Genomic DNA, 26765 nt, shown 5'->3' with positions numbered 1-26765 from the left:
TTTTGTTGTTCAATTGCTAATAAAAAACCCCCAACTGCAATTTAGCAGAATCAGACATCATTTCTCGACTCCAAGGAGGATCAAAGACAAGATCTACTTTTACAACGTTTACCTGAGGTATAGCTAAAACTTTACGTTTAACATCTTCTACTAATATTGGCCCCATACCACATCCGGGAGCAGTTAAAGTCATTGCAATGACCACATGAAAGTCGTCATTTTTCAAACATTCGACATCGCAAGTATATATCAACCCCAATTCTACAATGTTAACTGGAATTTCTGGATCGAACACAGTACTAAGTTGAGACCACACTTTCTCTTTTACAGAAGCGTCAGATACGAAACATTGTAAGGCATTTCTAACGGATTTTCCTAAAGCATCCGCATCTTTCGATTCAATTCGAGCCAGTCTTCCGGAAAATCTTATCGTAAAAGTATCTCCCAAGTTTTGTACAACAGTCACCGCAGATCCTCTAAGAATCTTAGTTGATACCCCTGAAGGTATTAAGGTCACTAGCGTATCTCGTTTTAATATAACAGATTTTTTTTCATGTTTTCTTATCGTCATCAATAAGTCTCTCCTTCAAGTGAAAACTTTCTCCACATCCGCAAGATCCTATCGCATTAGGATTATTGAAATGCAATTGGTATTGTCCAAAACCTTTTTTTACATAATCTACTACGGTACCCCTAACAAAGGGTATGCATCGAGAATCAATTGAAATAACTAATCCAATCTTCGTTTTAAAAAAAACATCTCCTTTCTGAGGGCAATCTACAATCTCAGGTCGATACATATATCCGGAACATCCTGTTCTTTGTACCGAAAGACGCAATTGAGATTTCTTCCCGTATTTTTCCATTAACGACCGAATATGTTTATAAGCTCTATCTGTTAGCTCTAGGATTTGTTCTTTATCATGACGCATTTAGATTCTTCTCCCAAGCAGGTGCGAAACTGTTTAAGGCTGCAAGCGTGGTGTACCAACATAAAGTGGCGCATTTTACCCGAATGGGAAATCCAGAGACACCCGAAAGGACAGCTAATTTTCCCAATTCTTTTGTATTAGCACCTCTTCCTGTTACTAAATTACGAAATTGAACAAACAAATCTTGGATTTGTTCAACAGTTTTCCCTTTTAAAGCCTCCATCATTAACGAAGCCGAAGCGACAGATATAGCGCATCCTTTACCGTCAAAAGACGCTTCTTTTACTACACCTCCCTTTTCTCGGAAGTATACAGTCAGCTGATCTCCACACAACGGATTGTGTCCACTATATGTGTGAGTTGAGTTTGCCAATGATCCAAAATTTCGAGGTTTCCGACTGTAGTCGATCACTATTTCTTGATATAAATCACACAAATTGCTCATTTTAAGCCCTTAAATATTTGGGTAACCCGAATCAAACCATCAATCAATCTGTCGATGTCTTCAAATGTGTTATATAAAGCCAATGTAATACGCGCTGTTGCAGGCAGCTGAAATCGCTCCATTAGCGGCATCGCACAATGATGACCCGATCGAATAGCAATACCCTCATTGTCCAAAATAGTAGCAATATCATGAGGATGAATTTGTTTCATGATAAAAGAAATTATTCCAATTTTGCTTATCAGGCTTCCTATAATTTTTAATCCGCGAATCTTCTGTAATTTTTCTGTCGCATAATCTAACAGAGCTCTCTCGTAAACTTCAATTTTTTCAAGACCAATCTCTACAAGATAATCAACAGCCGCTCCGAGCCCTACAACACCTGCTATGTTAGGGGTGCCCGCTTCAAACTTATAAGGTAACAAATTATATTCAGTTTTTTCAAAAGTAACTTGACGAATCATATCCCCTCCTCCTTGATAAGGAGGCATCTTTTCTAACCATTTGGTCTTTCCATAAAGAATACCAATTCCAGTTGGTCCATACAATTTATGTCCAGAAAAAACGTAAAAATCACAATCCAAATCTTGGACATCCACTCTTATATGAGGAATCGCTTGTGCACCATCTAATAAGACCGGAATATTTTTTTGATGCGCCAGACAAATTATCTTTTTAACCGCGTTGAGTATCCCTAAAACGTTGGAAACATGAATAATCCCTACAATTCTAGTACGTTCTGTTAGCAAATTCTGACATTTGTATAAATTTAGAGTTCCATCGCTGTTCACTGGAATTATTTTCAATTTTGCCCCAACTCGTTTACACAATAATTGCCAAGGTACAATATTGGAATGGTGTTCCATCTCCGAAACTACAATTTCGTCGTCTTGTTGAATTTGCAATTCCCCAAAACTCGCGGCGACCAAATTGATTGATTCCGTAGTACCCCGAGTAAAAATAATTTCGTGTGAGTGAGCGGCGTTAATGAACGATTTAATCTTTCTACGCGTGCTTTCGTAGGAGTCTGTTGCCCGTTCACTGATAGTGTGAATTCCTCGATGCACATTAGCATTATTATGACAATAATAACGACTTATAGAATCAATCACTACCTGTGGTTTTTGTGTTGTTGCTCCGGAATCTAAATACACTAGAGACTTTCCTCGAATCCTCTCCTTTAAGATAGGAAAATCCTCCCGTAAGGAGGGAAATGTACCGATCATAACGCTTCTTCCTCTGAAGAATGCACCGAAAGTGTTAATTTTTTGATTATTTTTTGGTACATGCGTTCTGAAATAATCTTACAAGGTAATTTCGCCGTAATTTCTTCAGCAAACGCACAAGCCAGCAAATATTCGGCTGTAAGTCGATCAATGCCACGACTGTACAAATAAAATAGAGTCTCATCATCTAAACACCCTACTGTAGCGCCATGGGTACATGTTACATCGTTATTATAAATTTCCAACTCCGGTTTAGTATTGATTTCGGATTCGTTTGAAAACATCAAATTTTTGTTGTTTTGATGCGCTACTGTCTTATCAGCTTCTGGACGAACAAGAATTTTTCCATTAAATACAGCTTTAGACTTATTACCGATGATTCCGTTATAAATTTGCTGGCTTGTGCATCCAGAAGATTTGTGATCAACACAAGTATGGTTGTCAATGTGCTGTTTGTTTTTCAGATGATAAAATCCCAGTAATCGGCAAGAAGCCCCTTGTCCTGCTAACGAATAGTTCAGATCTTCTCGACCAATCTTCCCTCCCATCAAGCAATGAAAAGAAACTACTTGACTGTTTCGCAATTGTTTAATTTGAGTATTTGCGATATGAAAAGAAGAGTTGTTTTCTTGCTGCAATTTATAGAACGCCAGGTTAGCAGAAGCGCCGACAATTATTTGGGTAACAATGTTGTTAAAATAAATCTTCGTAGGACAACAAAATGTTCCAAAATATTCTTCTAGTACGGAAGCACGAGAATTCTCTTCAAGAAAAATTGTGTTTCTGGTCTGCGTCATCGAAAAAGGAAGATTAGGTTTCATTAAGTAGAGAAAATGAACGGGCTTTTTAAGTTCGAAATTCTTTGGAATGTGAAGAAACATACCATCTTGAAAAAGACCATCATTTAACAATGAAAAAGGAGTTTGAAGAATTGGAATCTTTTTCACAAAGTTTCTCTTTCTGTAATTTTTCAGTATTGTCCTTAGTGGAGACAATTGAATTTCTTCAGGCAATGATATCAAATTTGATAAGGCTGGAGAAAAACATCCGTTAACGAACACTATACGATAAGAGTTCTCTATAGCAAAATCGGTTATGTCGAGATCGGCAGTCGTTTTATCGAATAAAAAAATCTGAGATGAAATTGGAGAAATGTCTGTATATCTCCAATTTTCTGTTTTTCGATCGGGAAATCCTATCGACAGAAATTTTTCTAGTTGTTTGTACCGCCACATCCGTAAAGGACAGCCGCTCTGGTTTTGCAATTTTTTAGAGAGAATTTCAGACCAAGCTCCACTCGATTTTTTTTTATAACCAACCATATCCTTTCTTTTCGATCTTATAGGCTAATGATGGACCTCCTGACGTAACGATGCGTCCATCGATCAAAACATGTACAAAATCTGGCTTTATGTAATCCAAAAGACGTTGGTAGTGGGTAATTAATAAAATGGTGCGTTCAGAGCTGCGCAAACTGTTCACTCCTCTGGCAATGATTTGCAGAGCATCTATATCCAAACCCGAGTCAATTTCATCTAATATAGCCAGATAGGGTTCGAGCATCAACATTTGCAAAATTTCGTTTCGTTTTTTTTCGCCTCCTGAAAATCCCTCATTAACCGATCTTTTTAAGAATTTATCGTCCATATCCAACAGAACCAATTTTTCCTTAACCAAGTTCATGATGTCTAGAGAATCCAATTCTGGTTCATCACGTTTTTTCCGAATGCTATTGATAGCTGTTTTCAAGAAATAAAGGTTGTTTACACCAGGAATTTCTACAGGATACTGAAACGCTAAAAATAACCCAGACGCCGCTCTTCTCTCGGGAGAAAATTCCAACAAATTTTGATTGAGATACGTCATTTCATCTGCCGTAACAGAATAACCGCCTTTCCCAGCTAATACAGATGCCAGAGTACTCTTTCCAGAACCATTAGGACCCATAACAGCGTGTACTTCCCCAGCATTGATAGATAACTCTATTCCTCGAAGAATTTTGTGGTTTTTTGCGTTTACACACAAGTTTCTTATCATTAACATACACAAATTCCCGAAATTCCGTTTGTATTTAAAATCGAGTGTCTATCCAACAGAATCTTCCAAGCTAACTTCCATTAATTTTTGCGCTTCGACAGCAAATTCCATTGGCAACTTCTGAAAAACTTGTTTACAAAATCCATTTACAATCATTGATACAATATCTTCTTCTTCGATACCACGTTGAAGGCAATAAAACAATTGGTCTTCCCTAATTTTAGAAGCTGTAGCTTCATGTTCAACGCGAGCCGTAGAATTTTTTGTTTCGATATAAGGAAAAGTGTGAGCGCTACAATGATTTCCTAATAATAAAGAATCACATTGACTGTAATTAAGAGCGTTTTCAGCGGTAGGGCCAATACGGACCAATCCGCGATAACTATTCTGTCCGTGTCCAGCAGAAATTCCCTTAGCAATAATTGTACTTCGAGTATTTTTACCCAGATGAATCATTTTTGTTCCAGTATCGGCTTGCTGAAAATTATTTGTCAGAGCCACAGAATAGAATTCTCCAACAGAATTGTTTCCCCTCAAAACAACACTTGGATACTTCCAAGTAATTGCCGATCCTGTTTCAACTTGTATCCAGGAAATTTTCGCGTTATTTCCAAGGCAAACACCTCGTTTTGTTACAAAGTTATAAATTCCTCCGTGTCCATCTTTATCTCCAGGATACCAGTTTTGTACAGTAGAATATCGTATCTCTGCGTTAGCTAGGGCTATCAACTCTACTACAGCAGCGTGCAATTGGTTTTCGTCTCTTTTCGGAGCGGTACACCCCTCCAGATAACTCACATAGCCTCCTTCATCAACAATGATTAGTGTCCTCTCAAACTGTCCGGTATTAGCGGTATTAATTCGAAAATATGTGGATAATTCCATAGGACATCGCACCCCTTTTGGTACGTATACAAAGGATCCATCACTGAATACAGCCGAATTTAACGAGGCGAAAAAATTGTCACGGTAAGGAACAACACTTCCTAAATAGTTTTCGACCAAATGTGGATATTTTTTTACAGCTTCTGAAAACGAACAAAAGATAACTCCTGCTTTAGCAAGATTCTCCTTAAACGTTGTTGCTACTGAAATACTGTCAAAAACAGCATCCACAGCAACACCTGTTAAACGTTTTTGCTCATGCAAAGGAATACCCAATTTATCGTAAGTCTCAAGCAATCTAGGATCGATTTTCTCGAAATTTTCGAGTTCTCTTTCTGTCCCTTTTGGCGCTGCATAGTAGCTAATAGATTGATAATCAATAGGCGCTATGCGTAGATGAGCCCATTGGGGCGGGTTAGCAGTTGTCCAATGACGATAAGCCCGTAATCGCCACTCTAGCATAAAATTTGGTTCTTTTTTCTTCTCTGAAATAATTCTAATGATGTTTTCGTCTAACCCCGGAGCAATAACATCTGTTTCAATATCTGTAACAAATCCGTATTCATAGGTCTTATCAACAATTTCTTGTAAATAATTTTCACTCATTTTCATCGGTCGCTATTCCAAGGTCGCTATTCCAAACTAAACTGTATCTCTAAAAAAATCGGGGCAACAATCCCGATAACTCTTCATTACAAGACAAGAAACACCCACCAATAACAGATAAATTTATATCTGATGAGAAATTATTTGTTTCTCAGCTAACGGTTTTTTCATATCCGCGAGACTCAAATTATTTAACACTTCAAATACTAATCCGTTTACAATTCTCCAATTGTTACGCAATCCACAGACGAAATGATATTCACAACGATTGGAATAGCTGCTGCATTTTGTTATCGCAGGTCTTCCGTCAATAGCTGTAATAATCTCGGCTATACTGATTGCTTTCGGTGACTTTACCAGACAATATCCACCATTAACACCACGCTCGGAATCAATTAATTTGCTTCCGTTCAGAAGTTTCAATATTTTACTTATAGTAGCTGGCGAAAACGGAATAGTACGGGAAATTTGTGTTGTACTGGAACGTTTTTTTTGAGAAGCCAAAACTACCATTACCGTTGTAGCGTAATCAGCTAGTCGACTAATTTTTAACATCAATAACCCAACTTATCTCTTTTCGTTTTTATACAAACTCTTAGTTTCCCTTCGCACGATAAAATAGTACCATAATTGTACGATTTAGCAATAAACAATTGTACAAGTTATTTTATGAGCTTTTCGACAGTTGAAAATCGTCGATTTACTACACTCTTAAGCATTACGTTTATAAGTGCTCTTATAAATACGGCACTCGCTCTGTTTAAGATTAACGTAGGTGTTGTTGGATATTCGCAAGCTTCTATCGCCGACGGAATTCATGCTGTATCAGATCTCCTATTCGATGGACTTATAATTGTGGCGAGTCGCCTAGGAACGCAATTACCGGATAAAGAACACCCATACGGCCACGGTCGCATCGAAACTGTCGGAACGATCGCTACTTCCTCATTTTTAATCTTCGTCTCTTTAGGATTCGCTTTGAACACAATTCAACGCATTCTGCATCATGTTCATCCTGTCGTATCAACTTTTCCTGTCGTCATAGTATCCGTTGTTTCCATAATAGCGAATGAGATCTTATTTCGTTATACTTTAGTAAAAAGCAACAAAATCAACTCTGATTTGTTGCGTACTAGCGCTTGGCATAATCGTAACGATGCCCTTATTTCCCTACTTGTTTTGTTGAGTGTTATTGGCACTCGTCTAGGAATTAGACATCTCGACTCTATCGGTAGTCTGATCATCTCGTTTCTAATATTGTATGTAGGTATTAAAATAATATGGAAGAAAATTCAAGAACTCATCGATACGGCTGTTGACGATCAAACTTTTAGAAGCATCACCGATACCATCGAAGCTGTTTCTGGTGTTCTTGCTATCCATCGATTACGGACTCGATTACATGGAAGCAATATCTTTATAGACGTTCACATCCAAGTTGCTCCGGATATTAGTGTTTCAGAAGGACACTACATTAGTGATCAAGTTCAGATCAACCTTATAAACAACATTTCTCGTATTTCCGATGTTACTGTACATATAGACCCAGAGAACGATATTGCTTCCATGCCTTCAGTAAATCTACCCAATCGCGAAAACATTCATCGTCTTTTAAAAACTCATTGGAAAAATTTTCCAAGCTTTAAAGAGATTCGAAGAACAACCCTCCATTATCTAGATGGAAAAGTGTACATTGAAATCTGTTTACCGCTATCAGCAATTCGATCTGAAAAAAAACAACTAAAATCACAGTACCAGGATATTGTTACTCGAGTACAAAACATCGCTAAAGTATCCCTTTATTTCGAATAAAAAAATTAAGAGGGGCGATTGTTACCCGACTTACAAACGTTCAATCTCCATCATCTCATGCTTGTTCTTGATAAAAATTAGAAAAACCTCAACATAGAATTAAATTTTTTCTTCCAGAAATGGCTATTTTTCACGAATATAAGTAGGTTCAGCTTTCTCAGGAGGCAGAACATCGCCTATCTTGAATTTTTGATAAGCGATCGATGCTACCGAAGCAGCGTCAGGATAAACATCTGTCTTTATGAATTGGCAATCATCTATCAGTAGAAAAGATGAATATATAGACCACGCGTTTCCAACACACAGCCATTTTCCTTTCGGAAATCGAATGTTTTTTGGACAATCCACACGGTCTCTAACAATTGTTTGCATAGTCTTTTCCGCATTTGCTCGGTATGCTCCCCAATAGATAGAATTCATTCTCGCGTCCCAACCAGAAATCACCTTCTCATTGTTTGTTTTTCGATAAGCTGTTTGAGCTAATGCTTGTAATGTTGAAACAGGAATCACCGGAAGACTCATTGCGTAGGCAATTCCTTGCGCAACACCTGTTGCAATACGAACACCTATAAAACTCCCTGGACCCGACCCAAAGGCAACTGCGTCAAGATCCTTTAAATTTGTTCTAATATCGTTCAATAGCGCATCAACCAAATTTAAGAGGATTTCTGCATGTTTTTGCGGCGCGATTTCGAATTTTTGAGTAATCTGTCCATTTATCCAAAGCGCAGCGGAGCAAGCAACTGTGGAAGTTTCTAAGGCCAACAACTTAGTCATATAAAACACCTTACATCAAACACCTGTCAAAAAATTTTACAAATATAAATTTAGAAAATATAAATTTAGACATGTTGGTCGCAAGGTTGAAGAATTATTTTCAAAACCAAACGATTTTTTACAATCGATCAGCAGAAACTGGTTTTAATTTGATATAAATTGGTGTCCCAAGAAAATTGAATGTCTTTTGAAAGAAATTGGCAAGATAGCGAGAATACGATTGAGGAAGGAATTGGATGTTTTTCCCGTGAATGACAATAGTTAACGGGCGTCTGCTGCCAAGATGGGCATACCGAAAGTGTATTCTTCGACCGAACGAAGAAGAAGGTGGAGGAGTATATTCCAAAATCGCTTTTTCTAAAGTCTTTGTCAGTTGATTTGTGGTTAAATTTTGATAAACCGATCGATAAGATTTTTCAATTGCTTGAAATAATTTTTCTATGCCTGTCCCTTTTAATGCAGAAACAAAACAAATACAGGCAAAACTTACAAAAAACATTTTTTGCCCAATTTCTCTTTTTACTAGTTTTCGTTCGTTATCCTTTAACGCATCCCATTTATTAAGGGCTATAACTAGAGGTGTTCCTAACTCAATAATTAAATTTAATAGTCGCAAATTTTGTGTATACGCAATTTCATTAGAGTCTAAAACAAAAACCACTACATCAGCGGAGCGTATAGTTTGTATTGACTTAGCAACTGCAAACTTTTCTATTGTATCTCGGATTCTTCCATATCTAGGAATACCAGCAGTATCGATCAATGTATAATTGTTTTCTCCGCAAATGTAGGGAACACAAATATTATCCCGAGTTGTTCCTGGTTGGTCACAGACAATAACACGTTCTTCACCTAGTAATCGATTCATAAGAGTGGATTTCCCTACATTTGGACGACCAATTATTGCAATTTTAGTTTTAGTTCCCAACTTTGCTTCTTCCTCTATTTCTCCCTCTGGCACCAATTCTCTGAAAATTCTTAAAATTCTTATCATCAATTGATCAACACCTTTTCCTGTTTTTGCTGAAATCATATAAGGTTCGTCTAGACCTAATCGATAAAATTCGTTTTTTTTCATTCTTGTCGCATCTGCATCTGCTTTGTTAATTACAAGTAAGATTTTTCTGTTTTTTTTACGCAATTGATCGGATATAGCTTTGTCTGTAGGAGTAAGTCCTGTTCTTGCGTCTGCCAAAAACAGAATGCAATTTGATCTTTTGATTGCCTGATTTACTTGAATTTCCAAAAAGGTGTCCATAACGGATTTTTTCGTATCCACCAATCCGCCTGTGTCCACTACTAAAACACGACGTGATCCAATGATTGATTCTCCAAATTGATGATCTCGTGTAACGCCAGGGGTATTGGTTACTATTGCTGCTCGACTTCTGGTTAGGAAATTAAACAACGTCGATTTACCAACATTAGGCCTTCCTACGATAGCGATAACCGGAAGAAATTTATACAATTTTTCTCTTATTTAAGACTCCTTATATTTCCTTAAAGTAAAAAGACATACGATTAAAAACGAACAAAAGCATACCGAATTTTATATTAAGCAGATCGTTTTTGGAAAGTATTATAGTAGAATCCGTTACGTAAGACATTCTAATTTCTGTCCATTTTTTGTCGTATTTTCTTACCGATAACATGCAACAATAGTGCACATTAGAACAGCGCACGAGTGTTTGTGATTAAGTAGTGTGTGCTGTGGTAAAAGGCACTGTTCTCTTGTTTATTAGCTTATTTTGTAAATAAATTATTAATTCATTGATATCAAGCTGTTGTTTCGGTAAGAGTTCACGCAAATTTTTTACGGTTATTCTGTTTGTTTTCATTTCTTTCTTGCCGATAATTAATGCCCATTGAGCACCACTTGTATCCGCACGTTTAAACTGACTTTTAAAACTGCCATCAAGATGCGTCTCTATAATCAAATTAGGCAGAGCATCATGAAGGTGTTCTGCAATCATTAATCCTCGCTCCGCTGCCCGCTCTCCATCTACTACAAAATAAATATCGGAATAAGATACACATTCACGTACGGATCTCAGTAATAAAACTGTCCGTTCTAAACCAATAGCAAACCCAGCCGCCGGTATTGCGCGTGGTCCTCCCATTTGTTCCACAAGATCATCATAACGACCCCCTGCACATATGGTATCATTTCGTTGGACATCTTTTTTCTTCACTACCCATTCAAAAACAGTATGAGTATAGTAATCCAGACCTCTGACTAGGTCGGGGTTTACAACATAAGAAAACTCTTTTTGATCCAACAGAGTTTGTAATTGGTTCCAATGATGACGAGATTCGTCATCCAAATGGTTCAAAAGTTTGGGTGATTCCGCAACGATAGATTTCGTATTAGGATTTTTGCTGTCTAAAATTCTTAGAGGGTTAGTAATTAGACGTCGTTGGCTGTCCTCATCCAATTCGGATTTTCGAGACTGCAGATAATCGATTAGTCTTTTCCGATAGAATTGTCGACACGCTTGTGTTCCCAACGTATTCAATTCTAGAACTACGTATTTCTCTAAACCAAGAAATTTCCAGAAACGGTGACCTATTAAAATTAATTCAACATCGACAATAGGGCTTGCTACTCCGTACGCTTCTATACCAGCTTGATAAAATTGACGATATCTTCCCTTTTGGGGTCTTTCATAGCGAAACATAGGGCCTACATACCATAATTTCTGAATTTTTTTATAGAAAAGACCGTTTTGAATAGCCGCACGTACGCAACCGGTAGTGCCTTCCGGACGCAACGATACACTTCTACCGCTACGATCCCAAAAAGTATACATTTCTTTTTCTACATCCGTATCTGTACCAATACTGCGTCTAAATAAAGCAGTTTGCTCTACTATTGGAAGACGAATTTCACGATACCCGTAAGACATAACCAGAGCACGAAACGTTTCTTCAAGAAAAGACCAATACAACGCCTCATTAGGAAGAATATCCCTCATCCCTCGAACAGATTTTATTGTTTTGTTCAAATTACTTTTCCTAGAAACAATCTCTTATTTTCCATTATCCGTATTGAATACAGTGTTAGTTTCTGTTTCTGGACGATCTTTTGTGAATTTTGGCTCGATAGTATCTCCACCAGTATTAATGGAGTTCATCTCGCTAATTGGATGTTTCTTTCCTTGCCAACAAACACCAACTATTGTAATTAAGACGACTAAGGTCAATAAAGTGACCCAAGAGATTGTTTTCCAACTCGCCGGAATCATTCGAGTTGAACGCGCAATTATTGGAATTTCTCGATGTTTCACTGATTGTGTCTTAAGCGCTTTAGTTCGCTCAAACTCTTTATGTAAAGCTAAAGAATCGAATACGGATATAATCTCCTCCGGTTCAAGTCCAACACAACGGGCATAAGCTCGTAGATAACCTCGTACGTAAATCAAAGCAGGGGCTTGAGAATAATCATCTTTCTCCAAATTTTTTATCCACTGGACACTTAAATGAACTTGTTTTGCTACTTCTTCATACTGAAGATTCTTAGCCCGACGGGCTTCACGTAATAATATCCCCGGTGTTATCTTGTCGGCGATGTGTACAGTATTGTTGTCGATTTCCATACCTGCAATTGTGGCGACCCGCCACATTATCTTCTTTCCTACGATGAACAATTAATCGCAGTATTATATCTTAAATTGATGATTAATCTATTGGTGTGTTGATTGTCCAGCCAAAGAAACGATCAGAAAAAACCGAATTGCAATCATCGAAAATATTTTCAAATCTATCGTTTTATCTTAATTTTAGTCGAAAAAAAACTAGAAATTTCTTGTTTGGAACTGGAAAATTGTCGATAAAAATAAAAAAGAAACGTTTTACAAACAAATGAGATAGGTATGTTATTAGGATGGAGAATACAAATACACCGAATTCTGCCGGATCAATGAGATTTTAAGAAAGGGATTTTTCTCGCAGAAAATTAATTACCAGATTAATGAAATCGGTATTTCCATTCAATTCAGAAACCAGTTGTTCTATTTTCTTGTATAGCAACTGAACACGTCTTTCAATAAAATTGCGTGTTTTAGTCTCCAAACTGCACCGGTCGTCTAAATCGTCTCGCCATTGTACAATCAATCCGATAATGACGCCCAATTTTCGAAATTTCTGGAATAGAATTTCATTTGAGCACTTGGCACAAAGAACACCTAATTCAACGGCAGCACGAAACAAAGCACCAGTTTTTAATCGATAGATATTTTCTTTATTTGCATTCTTATCCAATAAATTGAGTTGTTGTAAATCAAGTTGTTGGCCACCAACCATACCTAAAGAACCGGAAGCGTGTGCTAGGGTAGACACTAGACGAGGATTGTTTTCTCGAGCCAATACTTCGAAGGCTAATGATTGTAGAGCATCACCAACTAGTATAGCCGTTCCCTCATCAAAAGCTCTGTGACAACTAAGCCTACCTCGACGATAATCGTCTTTATCCATCAAATCATCGTGAACCAATGAATAACAATGAATGAGTTCAACAGCACACGCCGCATTATCCATTTGATTTGGATCGACTTTAAAAAAAAGTCCAATGGCGTATACCAATAGTGGACGCAATCTCTTTCCTTTGGACATAACAGTGTAGCGCATTGCCCGATGTAGCAATCTAGGAGGTAGCGTTAGATCTGGTAGTAAATTGTCCAATTGACAATTAATGTGATTTTGATACTCCAAGATAGAATTCGGCGTTTGTTCAAGAAACACTTGTTGAAAAGATTTCCTCTGGTTTAAAGAAAAAAGAAATTTCCTCTTTTGCTGTTTTGTAACTATCAGAACCATGTACAGCGTTTGCATTGATAGAATCCGCAAAATCAGCTCGGATGGTCCCCGGATCTGCCTCTCTAGGATTTGTAGCTCCCATAAGTTTTCGATTTTTGGTAATCGCGTTTTCACCTTCTAAAACTTGCACCATAATTGGACCTTGAGTCATAAATGCGATTAATGCTCTATAAAATAACTTCTTTTTATGAACGATATAGAATTTTTTAGCCTGTTCCTCGCTTAAATATTGCATTCTTGCTGCAATGATCTTTAGATGCGCTCGTTCGAAACGTCTACAAATCTCGCCAATAACATTCTTGGCAACTGCATCCGGTTTAATAATTGATAAAGTTTTTTCGATAGCCATTAATCTCTATTTTATACCGTAAAAGAAATTGTAATTGTATGGTGTTATTCGATTACATTCCATTAATAATAGATCATTTTAAATAAGTCGCAAAATTGCATCTAATTATCTTTATTCAAAGACTAAGAGATTTGAGAAACTCCATACGAAATCAATATTGAAAACGCGATATGAATTTATTACGATTGAGATCATGAATTTTTTATCTTCACGTGCAAAACTCATCATTTTTTTTGTAGTTCTTCTATCTTTTTTTTCCGGAATGGCCGTTACTTTTATAACCAAAACAGTCCATAAAAATGCAAACAATTTCGATCGGAAAATCTTGATCTTAAGGTTTCCTATGATAAATCCAAAATGCACGATACTATCACCTTTGATACCACCCCCTCCTAATTTAAACACTAAAAGCTATGTATTAATGGATGCTAAATCCGGAGTTGTAATTGCCGAGAAAAATATGGATCGGACCCTTCAACCTGCAAGCTTAACTAAGCTAATGACGCTTTACTTGACATTCCAATCACTAAAGAATGAGCAATTGCGCTTACTGGAAGATAAGGCGATAGTCGGAATTGGTGCATGGCGTACAAAAGGATCTCGAATGTTCTTAAAAGAAGGTTCGAATGTTCCGATCAATTCTCTCATTCGAGGTATTATCGTTGCTTCCGGAAATGATGCCTGTGTAACGATGGCTCAACGTATTGCAGGATCGGAAGAGACTTTTACCCAAATGATGAATCAGACAGCGCAAAGCCTTGGAATGAAAAATTCGCACTACGCAAACTCCACAGGATTACCTTATCCAAATCACTATTCTAGTGCCTATGATATGGCTCTTTTAACTCGAGCTCTTATCAAACAATTTCCAGAGTACTACCACTTTTTTTCTGAAAGATGGCTAACTTATAACGGTATTAAACAACCAAATCACAATCGTCTGTTGTGGCGTGATAATTCTGTAGACGGTTTGAAAACAGGATATACCGAAAAAGCGGGTTATTGTCTGATTGCTTCTGCACAACGAAGAGGAATGCGATTGATTTCTGTAGTATTAGGAGCGCCTACCGACCACGCCCGTTTGAACGATTCTGAAATCTTATTGAATTACGGATTTCATTTTTATAAGACTCAACGGTTTTTTAATGCTTATGTACCTATTATCACTCAAAAACGCGTTTGGCTGGGTGAAAAAAAATATGTTGATTTTGGTATATCCAATTCTTTATATACTACTATCCCTGTAGGAAGTGAAAAAAATCTAGAAACTACCATCCAATTTTTGGAACCGTTATACGCACCACTAAAAAAAGATCAATCTTATGGGATAATCAGAGTTGTACTTCAAGGAAGAACAATCGCCGCAGCTCCCTTGATTGCATTACAAGAAGATCCTTCGGCGAATCTGTTATCTCGCATCCTGGATCGTATTGTTCTCTTTTTTAGAGAGGTTTTTAGTAACTTCTTGTGAAGAGAAAATACGAATTTTCTGTCATTTTTTTACTGTAGATTTTTACAGATTTGTTTCACAACTTCATATTGTTATCGTGTTATTTATGTTGTACGCGCAATAAATTTACCAATTTTTAATCTGTATACAACTTAAAATCGCCAATAAAAATCAGAAGGACTCGAGAAAAAACTTCACAAGAAAAATTACTAAGATCGCATTTGTGTGGATCCAGCACAAATTTCTAAAATAGAAAGTAGGAATTTTGTGTATTCCTAAGAAAATCGTCCTTGTATTTTCTGTATCTTTATTTTTTAGCGTATTGACGTTAAATTTTATGATACACTGTCGTGTTCTAAAATTTTTTATAAAACTTTTTACTGAGTACAACACTGACGTGGACGTCATTATTCGCCAGTTTGATCAGACAACTTCGTATCTGACTGTGTGGAGAGCTATGCGAGAATTTACATCTCAGCGAGACCCTACTACTCCGGATGAGGTTTGGATGTTAGAACATTTTCCGGTTTTTACGAACGGATTATCTGGAAAATTGGGCCGAGCAGAAAAAATCCAAGAGATTGCTCTTGTGCGGTGTGATCGGGGCGGACAAATTACTTACCATGGACCAGGACAGCTCATTGTATATCTTCTACTTGATCTCAAACGTCTTGGTCTTAAGACTCGACCTTTTGTACGTACCATCGAACAAACTGTTATCGACTCTTTAAAACAATTAGGTATTAATAACGCTCAAGGAGATACGACAGCTCCTGGTGTCTATATTGAAAAAGCAAAAATATGTTCCATAGGTCTTCGTGTACGTAATGGATGGAGTTATCATGGATTGGCTTGTAATGTATCAATGGATTTGACTCCTTTTACTTATATCAATCCCTGTGGGATTGAAGGATTAGTTGTAACACAAATATGTAACTATTTGAAGAATGTCAGTGTGTCCATGGTTCGTCGAACCATGACAACATCTCTTTTAGAGAATTTCGGATACAGGAAACCCGTTATAAAAGGAGAAACTACATTAGAGTTCTTTACCAATGTCACAGTATAGTGTAACTCAAAAGGTTTTTGGAAAAGAGAAATTATCGCGTATTCCTATTAAAATAGAGAACACCGATATTCCTCCTCTTCAAAAACCTGATTGGATTCGCGTTCGTTTGTCTGTTAATGGCAATAAAATCAAAAATCTAAAAAAATTACTCCGAAATAATAAACTAGTAACAGTTTGTGAAGAAGCTTCTTGCCCTAATTTAAATGAATGTTTTGGTCACGGTACTGCCACTTTTATGATTATGGGGGATAAATGTACGAGACGTTGTAGCTTTTGTAATGTTGGTCATGGACGACCCGATCCACTTGATCCTAAGGAACCGAACAATTTGGCTAACGTCATAAATCTCATGAGATTGAAATATGTAGTGATCACATCAGTGGATCGAGACGATTTGCGAGATGGGGGAGCTTTGCATTACGTACAATGCGTCAACTCTATCCGAAAACAAAATCCGAATATTAAAATTGAAATTCTAGTTCCTGATTTTCGCGGACGCATGGAGAAGGCTTTGAGTATCTTCCCTAAGGGATTACCAAATATTTTCAATCACAATATCGAAACTATCCCGCGATTGTACAAAAAAGTTCGTCCCGGTGCTGACTACCAATGGTCATTAACTTTATTGAAAAAATTTAAAGAAAATTTTCCTAACATCCCCACAAAATCTGGAATAATGCTGGGTCTTGGAGAAACACATACAGAAGTGAAATCTGTGATGAAAGACTTACGAAAACACAATGTCGATATGATGACACTTGGACAATACTTACAACCTACTCGCTATCACATTCCGGTTGATCGCTACGTAAAACCCCTGGAATTTCACGAACTGGGCGAACTCGCAAGAAATTTAGGATTTATCGCTGTCTCTAGCGGTCCGTTGGTTCGTTCTTCGTATCATGCTGATTTGCAAGCGAAACAATGTGCGGATTTTGTAAACTCTATTACATAAAATAACAATAACAAATGACTGCACATTGTCTTGCGAAAATTAATTGTTATTTACAATCTCATATTCATTCTGGAGTATTGTTTGTTTTTCTTATTGCGTTCTTTGAATCTCTTCCTGTAGTTGGAACCATTATTCCTGGCTCTGTGACTATGTCAATCATTGGAATTTTAGTAGGTCGCGGTACAATCTCTCCAGACGTTACTCTACTTTGGGCTTCGATAGGAGCGTTAATGGGAGATACTATTGGATTTTCTATAGGAAAACACTGTAATGCGAGTAAACGTCTCTATCAGATTTGGCCGTTTAAACGATATCCTCAATGGTTACAAATGGGAGAAGATTTTTTTAAAAAACATGGAGGGAAAAGTATCTTAATTGGCCGTTTTGTCGGTCCTGTAAGGAGTTCTGTTCCTCTAATCGCAGGGCTTTTAAAGATGAGTTGGTTGCGATTTTTTCTCGCAGCTATTCCTTCAACAATATTTTGGGCGACTGCTTACTTACTGCCGGGAACAATTTTTGGTGCAGCATCTTTGCAGCTGCCTTATCGCACAATAGCGATATTCCTATTAATAGGATTCTCCACTATTGTTTTGATTTGGCTAATTTTTTTGGTTATTCAGAGATTTTTCAGATTTTTCATATCCGTAATCGATCGCACTATCAATCGTTTGTGGATATGGCTACAGTGTCGTTATTCCTCCCGCTTTTTATTGCAAATGATCACCAATCGTAAAATTCCACAGGACCACCGCCAATTGACCATGTTGATTCTCGCGTTTTTAAGTCTTTTTTTCTTTGTCGTATTAGCTGTCATCACTACGGTACAAGGACCTCTAATTAATTGTAACGAGTTTTCGTTATATTTTTTACAAAAAAACCTGCAATCAAAAAACATCGATAGGATTCTCATTTTCATTACAATGCTAGGTGATGTTAAAGTAGTAACGAGCGTCGTTCTATTGCTTTTAGTCGCTCTCTTTACAAGAGGTATTTTTCGTCCTGCAGCGCACCTAGCAGCTGCTATTCTGATGTCAGAGAGTCTCACCTTTTTTTTCAAAAATGTGGTTCATTCTCTACGACCTATGGTAGATTCTCCAATTCGAGAGCATTTTTTTGCTTTTCCTAGTGGCCATGTAGCGTCTAGTCTTTCCGTTTTTGGTTTTGTTGCTTTTTTAACAGCTCAGCAGATTTCTAAAAAGTGGAACTGGGTTCCTTATACCCTGTTAATTGTTTTAATTTTTTTGATAAGTTTTTCTCGCCTGTACTTAGGAATACACTGGATAGAAGACATTTTAGGCGGTTTGTCTCTTGGATTTACTATTTTATTAAGTACTATAGTTTCGTATCGACGTTATCCTCAAGAAACTTTTGGGGATTTACAATGGTTGATGTTTTTGATTTTTTCTATTGTGTTTTCTTGGTTTTCTTTCGGTAAAACCGAATACCGAATGCTGAAACGTTGCTACACATCTCTTTGTTCTGTTCGAAATCTTCTTATTGAGGATTGGTGGAAAAATTCTCTACAATATGCGCCTACTCTTCGAACCAACCAATTTGGTTGTCGTCCTAATCAACTTTTCTTCAACATTCAATGGACAGATCAATTGGATAATATTGCACAAACGTTAAAGCAAGCAAGATGGAGGGAAACGATTGGTAACAAAAAAGATATCCAAGTTACTGTAGAACAATTTGTAATCTACAAACCAAAATACCATTTTCCTTATCTTACTCTGGATACATCTAAGCGATCCTCCTATTTTGTACAGGCACAAAACATCTTCTACATGTGACCGCTGTTGTCGAGATTGGATTGTAAGAATTTTAGTAAAAGGTTTAAAAATCTTCGTCTACCACTATTATAGATAGGATCGATAAATTGTCATTTAAAATCTAGACATTCGTCTTTCTGATCGGACCACTACCTATATCAAAATTTCTTATATCTTTTTATTCGAGATTTGATAGCTCTTACTATTACAGATTGGTTTCAAAACAGATCTCTCCCAAAATGCAACGAGATTTTTTCACTTGTCTTAATCCATTTACTCAGGTAATGTTTCACGAGATCGATACAGAAGATTTCCATTATAAATCACCAAAATGCATTTATAGAGGAATTTTATGAGGATTACTTATACCGCCTTTAGATTTCAGACATTCTTTAAAAACGTTCCGACTCAAAAATTGAAGCTTTGACAATTTAACGATTTCGTGTCATAACTGTCTTCTCTGAATCCAAAGAAAAACCGATCGTGAACAAAAAAAACATCTTTTATGCGCAATCTGGTGGAGCTACAGCAGTTGTTAACGCAACGGCCTGTGGAGTCATTCAAACTGCCAAAAAATATCCTCTTAAGATCGGTAAAGTATTGGCTGGACGAAACGGAATCATTGGAGCTTTAAAGGAAGAGCTTATTGATACAAGTCTAGAGTCTCCAGAAGACATTTCCGCTCTTCTTCATACTCCTTCCAGTGCTTTCGGTTCCTGTCGTTACAAGCTTTCAGATATTGATAAAGATCAAAGTCAATACGTACGTTTATTTGAAGTTTTCAAAGCCCACGATATAGGTTATGTGTTTTATAACGGTGGAGGAGATTCACAAGATACTATCTATAAAATTTCACAAATGAGTCAATATATAGACAATCCTTTGGTTTGTATTGGGCTTCCGAAAACAATCGACAATGATTTGCCATTTACAAACAATTGTCCCGGATTTGGATCTGTAGCCAAATACGTAGCTGTTTCTACGCAAGAAGTTGCTTTAGATGTCAAAGGTATGGCCGCCACTTCTACTAAAGTTTTTATTCTAGAAGTTATGGGACGAAACACTGGTTGGATCGCTGCAGCTTCCGCATTAGGCAAACACTGTCCCGATGATGCTCCGCATATAATTTTATTTCCGGAAATTCCTTTGCAAATCGAAGTATTTCTTGTAAAAGTCAAAGAAACAGTGAATAGGTACGGGTACTGTGTAATTGTGACCTCAGAAGGGATTCGTTGTCCAAACGGCCAATGTATCGAAAAATCAAAGTCTCAAGACGCGTTTGGGCATGAACAACTAGGAGGTATTGCGCTTGTTCTAGCTCGTATTATTAAAAAACGTCTTGGATTTAAATATCATTGGGCAGTAGCTGACTATTTACAACGTGCCGCCCGACATCTCACTTCACAAACAGATTTGGATCAAGCGTACGCATTAGGGCAATCTGCTGTCGAATATGCCCTGTTGGAAAAATCTAACATAATGCTCACTATTTGTCGTGAAAAAAGTCAGAATTATCAATGGCGAATAGATACCATTCCTTTATCTCGGGTTGCTAATGCAGAATACAGAGTTCCGGAAAATTTTATTACTAAAGATGGATTCGGAATTACTGAGTCTTGTCGTCACTATCTGGAGCCCCTCATTCAAGGAGAAAGCTATCCTCCTTATAGAGGAGGAGTTCCTATGTACATAAAGTTGAAAAATCAATTGATAAAGAAAAAACTAAAGGAGAATTTTGTATTCGTACTGTAGTTTCCGAGTTATCGGAAATCGTTATCCTGTCTTTGAGAAAAGACAGGAGTCGTAGTATATTTTGTGTATCGATTCTCTCAAGAACAATTAATTTAGAAAAAACGAGGAGAAAATCATAATGGTTTTAACTGCTTCTAAGATGATTCCTTTAGGGACAAAAGCACCGAATTTTAGTCTTCCTGATGTTGTTAGTGGAAAAGAAAGTTCGTTGAATCAACTAAAATCTGAAATCGCAACAGTTGTTATGTTTATTTGTAACCATTGTCCCTTTGTTCAGCATATTCAAAAGAAATTATCTGAAACAGCAAAAAGATACCACACCAAAGGTATCCACTTTGTTGCTATCAACTCCAACGACGCCGAAAGCTATCCGGAAGATTCTCTTGAAAATATGAAAATTACAGCCGAAAAATTCGACTATTCCTTTCCGTATCTTTTTGACGAAACCCAAGAAATCGCACGAGCCTATCAAGCAGCCTGCACCCCCGATTTCTACATATTCGATTCCAATCTTCTTTGTGTTTATCGAGGCCGATTTGATTCATCGAGTCCTGGAAAAAAGACTCCCGTTACAGGTCAAGATCTCAAAAGGGCATTGGACAATCTGCTTTCTGGAAATCCTGTAGACCGCGAACAACAACCAAGCCGGGGGTGTAGTATTAAATGGAAATCATAAAAATTTGTTTCTCTCATCACCAAATACACAGATCCGAAAATTAAAACAGAGGATACACAACAAACACAATTTTGCGCCTTTTTAAGAGTATTTAACATCTACAATTTTGTATTTCACTACACCTTCCGGAGCTTGAACTTTCACAATTTCTCCAATACATTTTCTGATAAGAGCCCGTACCAGAGGGGAAGATATTGAAATTTTACTTTCTTTCAAATTAGCTTCGTCCTCACCTACAATTTGATAAGTAGATTCGGTTTGAGTGTTGTAATTTAATAAAGTAACTGTAGATCCAAAAATCACTTTCCCTTTGTTGGGAAGTTGTGAAATATCAATTATTCGGCAGTTAGACAGTTTTGTCTCGATCTCTAGAATACGTCCTTCTATAAAAGACTGACGTTCCTTTATAGCATGGTATTCGGAATTTTCCCTTAAATCTCCATGAGAACGCGCTTCTGCGATATCCGCAATAACCTTGGGGCGCTCAATCTTTTTTAAAATTTCTAGTTCTGAACGCAATTCAGAAACACCATTTGCAGTCATAGGAAAAATAGCTTCTCGCATCACAAACACCTTCAAAACACATGGAAACCTTAGCAGTTTAGAAAAACTAGTACTTTTTTGAATCCAACGTTGTGTACCAAGAAATAACCCCCTACTTCTCAATCCAAAGTAATAAAACAAATCTCTCAAAAAAGTTCCAAATCGAAAGAAAACAAAAAACATACCTCTTGCTCATTTCTCAACAGAAACCTTCTTTAGAAACTTTTCTTTCTTTCTCTCTTTTGTCGATGCAAATCTTGTAAAGTCCGAAGGTGGTTCAACTCAACAGCCTGTATGGCCAAAACAGTAGCTTCCCCACCTGCCAATGTTGTTGTATAGCACACTTTGTGTTGCACTGCACTAATTCGAATAACATTTGAATCTTCAATGGCTTTTTCGCCTTCTGTAGTATTGATAATAAAATCAATCTGATCGTTTTTAATCATATCAACAATATGAGGGCGCCCTTCAGTAACTTTATTAACTATCGTGCATAAAATTCCAGAATTTTGCAGCACTCTGGCAGTTCCTCGAGTGGATACAATGTCAAATCCTAAATGTATTAACGTATCAGCCACTTTTACAATTTTTTCCTTATCTGCATCACGAACACTTATAAAAGCACATCCATTTTGAGGAATAGTATCTCCACCGCTTAATTGACCTTTTGCAAAAGCCTGTCCAAAAGTACTTCCTATTCCCATCGCTTCTCCGGTAGAACGCATTTCTGGACCCAGAATAGGGTCTACACCTAGAAATTTGTCGAAAGGAAATACAGGTTTTTTAACAGAGAAATAGTGAGGAATATATTCTTGAACGGCTTGTTCTCTCAAAGAGAGATGTACCATACAACGAGCTGCAATCCTAGTTAGCGGAAGTCCTGTAGCTTTTTCGAGAAAAGGAATCGTTCGAGAAGCTCTAAGATTAACTTCGAGTACATAAATTTCATCTCCTTGAATTGCAAATTGAGTATTTACTAAACCAATTACATTGAGTTTCTTTGCTATCAAAAAAACTTGTTCTCGAAGTTGATCTTGCACACTTTTACTTAAATTATGTGGTGGAAAGGTACAAGAAGAATCACCGGAGTGCACACCAGCTTTCTCGATGTGCTCCAAAATACCGCAAATCAAAATGTTTTCACCATCGCACACTGCATCAATATCCACTTCTACGGCGTCTTCTAAAAATCTATCTAAAAGTAAGGGTTCGTCCTCCGAAACGATGATATCTTTAGTCATATAACGAGTTAATTCTTTCTCGCTATAAATAATTTTCATAGATTGTCCACCCAATACATACGAAGGACGAATGATCAATGGATAAGAAAATACTTTTGCCAAGCGCAAACCTTCTTCTACACTACGTACCGATCCATTAGGTAGTTGTGGCAAATTTAGTTCTTGAATCAGCATCTGAAAACGCTCTCGATCTTCAGACCGATCAATAGCGTCAGGTTGTGTTCCCAAAATAGGTATTTTGGCTTTTTCCAGCGCTCTTGCTAGTTTTAGAGGCGTCTGTCCTCCAAATTGAATAATAACACCTTTAGGTTTCTCAGCTGTTGCAATTTCCAAGACGTCTTCTAATGTAATCGGCTCGAAATACAATCGATCGGAAACATCGAAATCTGTAGAGACGGTTTCCGGGTTGCAATTGACCATAATACTTTCATAACCCATATCACGCATAGCCAAAGCTGCGTGTACACAGCAATAATCAAATTCGATACCTTGCCCAATTCGATTCGGACCGCTGCCCAACACCATGATTTTATTTCGATTTGTTGGAAAGCATTCATCTTCTTCTTCGTAAGTTGAATAAAGATAGGACGTATTTGCAGAAAATTCTGCAGAACAAGTATCTACACGCTTGTAAACAGGAAAAATTTGCAATTTATGTCGATAATTTCGTACACGTTTTTCGGTAGTTCTTAGTAACTGCGCTAATCGTTTATCGGAAAATCCCTTACGCTTTAAATGAAGCAACTTCTCTCGAGACAGTTCTTTTAACGATTCATTTTTTATTGCTTCTTCCAGACAAACCAATTCCTTTATTTGTGCTAAAAACCAGAGATCAATTTGACTATTTCTATGAACTTCTTCTAAACTAAAACCTATTCGAAAAGCATCCGCAAGATGCCATAAACGTTCAGGACCGGCGAAACGCAATTCTCGTCCAATATTTTCTCGCAACATCTCATCTACGTATCGATTTGTAACCTGTACTTTCGATTCCAACCCACAAACATCAATTTCTAATCCACGAATGGCTTTTTGCAGCGATTCTTGAAAAGTACGACCAATAGCCATTACTTCTCCTATCGACTGCATCTGAGTCGTCAATCGGGGCTGAGTTTGAGGAAATTTTTCAAAATTGAATCGAGGAATTTTGGTTACGATGTAGTCAATGGTAGGTTCAAAAGAAGCAGGAATTTTTCCGTCTGTAATTTCGTTCCGTAGTTCATCTAAAGTACAGCCAATAGCCAATTTTGCTGCAACTTTTGCAATAGGAAAACCGGTGGCTTTTGAAGCGAGCGCAGAAGAACGAGATACACGAGGATTCATTTCGATAACGATCATTCGTCCATCATTTGGATTAATTGCAAATTGTACATTAGAACCACCAGTTTCTACTCCAATTTCTCGCAAGATTGCAATAGCGGCATCCCTCATACGTTGATACTCTTTGTCTGTCAATGTTTGAGCGGGGGCAACGGAAATGGAGTCCCCGGTATGGATACCTACAGGATCTACATTTTCAATACTGCAAACAACAATACAATTGTCTTCTATGTCTCGTACCACCTCCAATTCAAATTCCTTCCATCCAACAATGGATTCATCAATCAATACTCCATTAACAGGAGACAATTCAAGACCACGAGTACAAATTTCTAAGAATTCTTCTCTATTATATGCGATACCTCCACCGTTTCCTCCTAGAGTAAAAGAAAGCCTAATAATCACCGGAAATCCAACTTTTTCGAGAATTTTCCAAGCTTCTTTCATCGATCGAGTTAGTCCAGAACGAGTTGTCTCTAATCCAATGTTAGCCATAGCTTTCTGAAATAAAGCCCGATCTTCGGCTTTATTTATAGCTTCTCGAGAAGCTCCAATCAATCGAACGTTGTATTTTTCTAAAATTCCTTCTCGTACCAGATCCAACGCACAATTCAAACCTGTCTGCCCTCCCATAGTTGGCAAAACTGCATCTGGTTTTTCCTTTTCAATAATTTTCGCAACTACCTCCCAACTTATGGGTTCAATATAAGTAGCGTCCGCTGTATCAGGATCAGTCATTATAGTAGCAGGGTTCGAATTCACCAAAATAACGCGACAGCCTTCCTCTCTAAGAGCTCGACAGGCTTGAGTTCCAGAATAATCAAACTCACACGCTTGCCCGATGACAATAGGTCCAGCTCCAATAATTAATACATTTTTGATATCTGTTCTTTTTGGCATACTATTTAAAACGTTTTTTTCTTATCAATTCAATAAAGTCTTCAAATATTCCCCTCATATCTTGAGGCCCCGGATTTGCTTCTGGATGACCTTGAAAAGCAATTGCTGGTCTGTTCTCATGCACTATCCCTTGCAATGTTCCATCAAACAAAGAACGGTGTGTTGCTTTTAGTACGTCTGGTAAATCTTTCTCATCCACTGAGAAACTGTGGTTTTGACTAGTAATGTAGATACGTCTAGTTAAAACATTTTGTACAGGATGATTGGCTCCGTGGTGTCCAAATTTCATTTTTTTTGTTTTTCCACCACAAGCCAAAACCAAAAGCTGAAAACCCAGACAAATTCCTAGCAAAGGAATTCCTCTATCTAAAATTTCCTGAATTGCTGAAATTGCATAACCACAATCTTCTGGATCGCCTGGTCCGTTGGACAATACAACACCATCCGGATTAAAATTTAAGACCGATTGTACAGACGTTTGAGCAGGGACAACGGTTACTACACAACCACTAGCCACTAGAGACCGCAAAATCTGTCGTTTTAAACCGTAATCATAAACCACAACACGATAGCCATCTTTTTTTTGTACGATTGTATTACAATAGTCTTTTGTAAGATTTACTGTCGTCCCAACCCAGGTTTTCATTTCCTTTATAGAAGCGATTTTGGTCAAATCTCTTTTTTCTTTCAAACAAAAAGCGCGAGCGCATTCAAGAGCTTCATCTAAATCCACGTTTTTACCGGTGACAATGCACCCACTCAATACTCCTTTCTCACGAATTAATCGCACCAAACGTCGAGTATCAACCCCCGCAATAGCAACAATTTCCTCGGACTGCAAGTAATCTGCAAGCGATCGTTCGGCGCGCCAATTACTGAAAACAAAAGATAATTCACGGATAACCAACCCAGAGGCCCAAATTCTGTGTGATTCTTGATCGTCAGAATTAACTCCTACATTTCCGACATGCGGGCAAGTCAAAGTAATAATCTGTCCTGCATAAGAAGGATCTGTTAGAATCTCTTGATAGCCCGTAGATGACGTATGGAAAATAACTTCCCCGGAAGTCCGGCCGTTTACTCCAATAGAATATCCGGAAAAGAAACTCCCGTTAGACAGTACCAACGCCGCCGGATTTCGCTGTCTAAACAAGCTTAAATTACCCATCGAGCGAGACCTCTCTAATTGAAAACCTTATCTCT

24 protein-coding genes are annotated in these 26765 nt (G+C 37.5%); 7 read left to right on the top strand and 17 right to left on the bottom strand.

Annotation, left to right across the window (positions count from 1 at the left end):
* Window positions 1–16 precede the first annotated feature (16 nt).
* The 8 genes from sufT to EGQ50_RS02040 all read right to left on the bottom strand — a co-directional run bounded on the left by sufT (window position 17) and on the right by EGQ50_RS02040 (window position 6686).
* The gene (sufT, locus tag EGQ50_RS02075; protein WP_159748124.1) at window positions 17–571 is read right to left on the bottom strand and encodes a putative Fe-S cluster assembly protein SufT; all 555 of its coding nucleotides are present in this window, start codon (window positions 569–571) and stop codon (window positions 17–19) included.
* On the bottom strand, window positions 552–932 hold the full coding sequence (locus EGQ50_RS02070) for an iron-sulfur cluster assembly accessory protein (protein ID WP_159748122.1): 381 nt from the start codon (window positions 930–932) through the stop codon (window positions 552–554). Before EGQ50_RS02070 ends, sufT begins: the two co-directional genes overlap by 20 nt.
* On the bottom strand, window positions 922–1377 hold the full coding sequence (sufU, locus tag EGQ50_RS02065; protein WP_159748120.1) for a Fe-S cluster assembly sulfur transfer protein SufU: 456 nt from the start codon (window positions 1375–1377) through the stop codon (window positions 922–924). Before sufU ends, EGQ50_RS02070 begins: the two co-directional genes overlap by 11 nt.
* On the bottom strand, window positions 1374–2603 hold the full coding sequence (locus tag EGQ50_RS02060; RefSeq protein WP_159748118.1) for a cysteine desulfurase: 1230 nt from the start codon (window positions 2601–2603) through the stop codon (window positions 1374–1376). The genes sufU and EGQ50_RS02060 overlap by 4 nt, the downstream gene beginning before the upstream one ends.
* Window positions 2600–3925, bottom strand: coding sequence for a Fe-S cluster assembly protein SufD (sufD, locus tag EGQ50_RS02055; RefSeq protein WP_159748116.1), 1326 nt, complete (start codon window positions 3923–3925; stop codon window positions 2600–2602). Before sufD ends, EGQ50_RS02060 begins: the two co-directional genes overlap by 4 nt.
* Complete coding sequence (sufC, locus tag EGQ50_RS02050) at window positions 3912–4646, bottom strand: Fe-S cluster assembly ATPase SufC (protein ID WP_159748114.1); 735 nt, start codon at window positions 4644–4646, stop codon at window positions 3912–3914. Before sufC ends, sufD begins: the two co-directional genes overlap by 14 nt.
* A 42-nt stretch (window positions 4647–4688) precedes the next feature.
* A complete protein-coding gene (gene sufB / locus EGQ50_RS02045; RefSeq protein ID WP_179958511.1) occupies window positions 4689–6131 on the bottom strand; it encodes a Fe-S cluster assembly protein SufB in 1443 nt (480 codons plus the stop codon).
* Between the two features lie 123 nt (window positions 6132–6254).
* Window positions 6255–6686, bottom strand: a complete 432-nt coding sequence (locus EGQ50_RS02040; protein WP_159748110.1) for an SUF system Fe-S cluster assembly regulator — start codon at window positions 6684–6686, stop codon at window positions 6255–6257.
* A 114-nt stretch (window positions 6687–6800) separates the two neighbouring features.
* Between EGQ50_RS02040 and EGQ50_RS02035 the strand changes: the two genes are divergently transcribed.
* The gene (locus tag EGQ50_RS02035; RefSeq protein WP_159748108.1) at window positions 6801–7943 is read left to right on the top strand and encodes a cation diffusion facilitator family transporter; all 1143 of its coding nucleotides are present in this window, start codon (window positions 6801–6803) and stop codon (window positions 7941–7943) included.
* A gap of 123 nt (window positions 7944–8066) precedes the next feature.
* Here the strand turns inward: EGQ50_RS02035 and tsaB are convergent, their stop codons facing one another.
* From tsaB to ndk, 6 genes are all read right to left on the bottom strand, one after another.
* Window positions 8067–8720 carry a tRNA (adenosine(37)-N6)-threonylcarbamoyltransferase complex dimerization subunit type 1 TsaB gene (tsaB, locus tag EGQ50_RS02030; RefSeq protein WP_159748106.1) on the bottom strand — a complete coding sequence of 218 codons (654 nt, stop codon included), beginning with the start codon at window positions 8718–8720 and terminating at the stop codon, window positions 8067–8069.
* A gap of 118 nt (window positions 8721–8838) precedes the next feature.
* Window positions 8839–10188, bottom strand: coding sequence for a ribosome biogenesis GTPase Der (gene der / locus EGQ50_RS02025; protein ID WP_159748104.1), 1350 nt, complete (start codon window positions 10186–10188; stop codon window positions 8839–8841).
* Between the two features lie 226 nt (window positions 10189–10414).
* Window positions 10415–11725: a histidine--tRNA ligase gene (gene hisS / locus EGQ50_RS02020; RefSeq protein ID WP_159748102.1), complete on the bottom strand. Its 1311-nt coding sequence runs from the start codon at window positions 11723–11725 to the stop codon at window positions 10415–10417.
* 24 nt (window positions 11726–11749) lie between these two features.
* Entirely contained in the window at window positions 11750–12343 is a 594-nt protein-coding gene (locus tag EGQ50_RS02015) for a helix-turn-helix domain-containing protein (RefSeq protein ID WP_159748100.1), read from the bottom strand.
* Window positions 12344–12647: 304 nt separating this feature from the next.
* Window positions 12648–13460, bottom strand: coding sequence for a polyprenyl synthetase family protein (locus tag EGQ50_RS02010; protein WP_246168929.1), 813 nt, complete (start codon window positions 13458–13460; stop codon window positions 12648–12650).
* Window positions 13450–13884, bottom strand: a complete 435-nt coding sequence (gene ndk, locus EGQ50_RS02005) for a nucleoside-diphosphate kinase (protein ID WP_159748096.1) — start codon at window positions 13882–13884, stop codon at window positions 13450–13452. The genes EGQ50_RS02010 and ndk overlap by 11 nt, the downstream gene beginning before the upstream one ends.
* 193 nt (window positions 13885–14077) lie before the next feature.
* On the opposite strand from ndk, the gene EGQ50_RS02000 reads away from it, so the two are divergent.
* From EGQ50_RS02000 to EGQ50_RS01975, 6 genes are all read left to right on the top strand, one after another.
* The gene (locus EGQ50_RS02000) at window positions 14078–15355 is read left to right on the top strand and encodes a D-alanyl-D-alanine carboxypeptidase family protein (RefSeq protein WP_246168927.1); all 1278 of its coding nucleotides are present in this window, start codon (window positions 14078–14080) and stop codon (window positions 15353–15355) included.
* A 316-nt stretch (window positions 15356–15671) separates the two neighbouring features.
* Window positions 15672–16403 (top strand): lipoyl(octanoyl) transferase LipB, encoded by a 732-nt coding sequence (lipB, locus tag EGQ50_RS01995; RefSeq protein WP_159748094.1) that lies wholly within the window; start codon window positions 15672–15674, stop codon window positions 16401–16403.
* Window positions 16390–17358, top strand: a complete 969-nt coding sequence (gene lipA, locus EGQ50_RS01990; RefSeq protein ID WP_159748092.1) for a lipoyl synthase — start codon at window positions 16390–16392, stop codon at window positions 17356–17358. The genes lipB and lipA overlap by 14 nt, the downstream gene beginning before the upstream one ends.
* Window positions 17359–17372: 14 nt before the next feature.
* On the top strand, window positions 17373–19151 hold the full coding sequence (locus tag EGQ50_RS01985; RefSeq protein ID WP_159748090.1) for a bifunctional DedA family/phosphatase PAP2 family protein: 1779 nt from the start codon (window positions 17373–17375) through the stop codon (window positions 19149–19151).
* 462 nt (window positions 19152–19613) lie between these two features.
* The gene (locus EGQ50_RS01980; protein WP_159748088.1) at window positions 19614–20882 is read left to right on the top strand and encodes a 6-phosphofructokinase; all 1269 of its coding nucleotides are present in this window, start codon (window positions 19614–19616) and stop codon (window positions 20880–20882) included.
* Window positions 20883–21000: 118 nt separating this feature from the next.
* Window positions 21001–21558, top strand: a complete 558-nt coding sequence (locus tag EGQ50_RS01975; RefSeq protein WP_159748086.1) for a thioredoxin family protein — start codon at window positions 21001–21003, stop codon at window positions 21556–21558.
* Between the two features lie 81 nt (window positions 21559–21639).
* On the opposite strand, the gene greA is transcribed toward EGQ50_RS01975, so the two are convergent.
* From greA to carA, 3 genes are all read right to left on the bottom strand, one after another.
* Entirely contained in the window at window positions 21640–22122 is a 483-nt protein-coding gene (gene greA, locus EGQ50_RS01970; protein ID WP_159748487.1) for a transcription elongation factor GreA, read from the bottom strand.
* Window positions 22123–22316: 194 nt separating this feature from the next.
* Window positions 22317–25562 (bottom strand): carbamoyl-phosphate synthase large subunit, encoded by a 3246-nt coding sequence (gene carB / locus EGQ50_RS01965; protein WP_159748084.1) that lies wholly within the window; start codon window positions 25560–25562, stop codon window positions 22317–22319.
* A gap of 1 nt (window position 25563) precedes the next feature.
* Window positions 25564–26730: a glutamine-hydrolyzing carbamoyl-phosphate synthase small subunit gene (carA, locus tag EGQ50_RS01960; protein ID WP_159748082.1), complete on the bottom strand. Its 1167-nt coding sequence runs from the start codon at window positions 26728–26730 to the stop codon at window positions 25564–25566.
* Window positions 26731–26765: the final 35 nt, after the last annotated feature.

Origin of the sequence: Coxiella endosymbiont of Amblyomma sculptum (assembly GCF_009883795.1) — a bacterium.
Taxonomy (GTDB): Bacteria; Pseudomonadota; Gammaproteobacteria; order Coxiellales; family Coxiellaceae; genus Coxiella.
The sequence above is the reverse complement of the archived record's forward strand: the minus strand, read 5'-3'. Positions and strand labels throughout refer to the sequence as shown.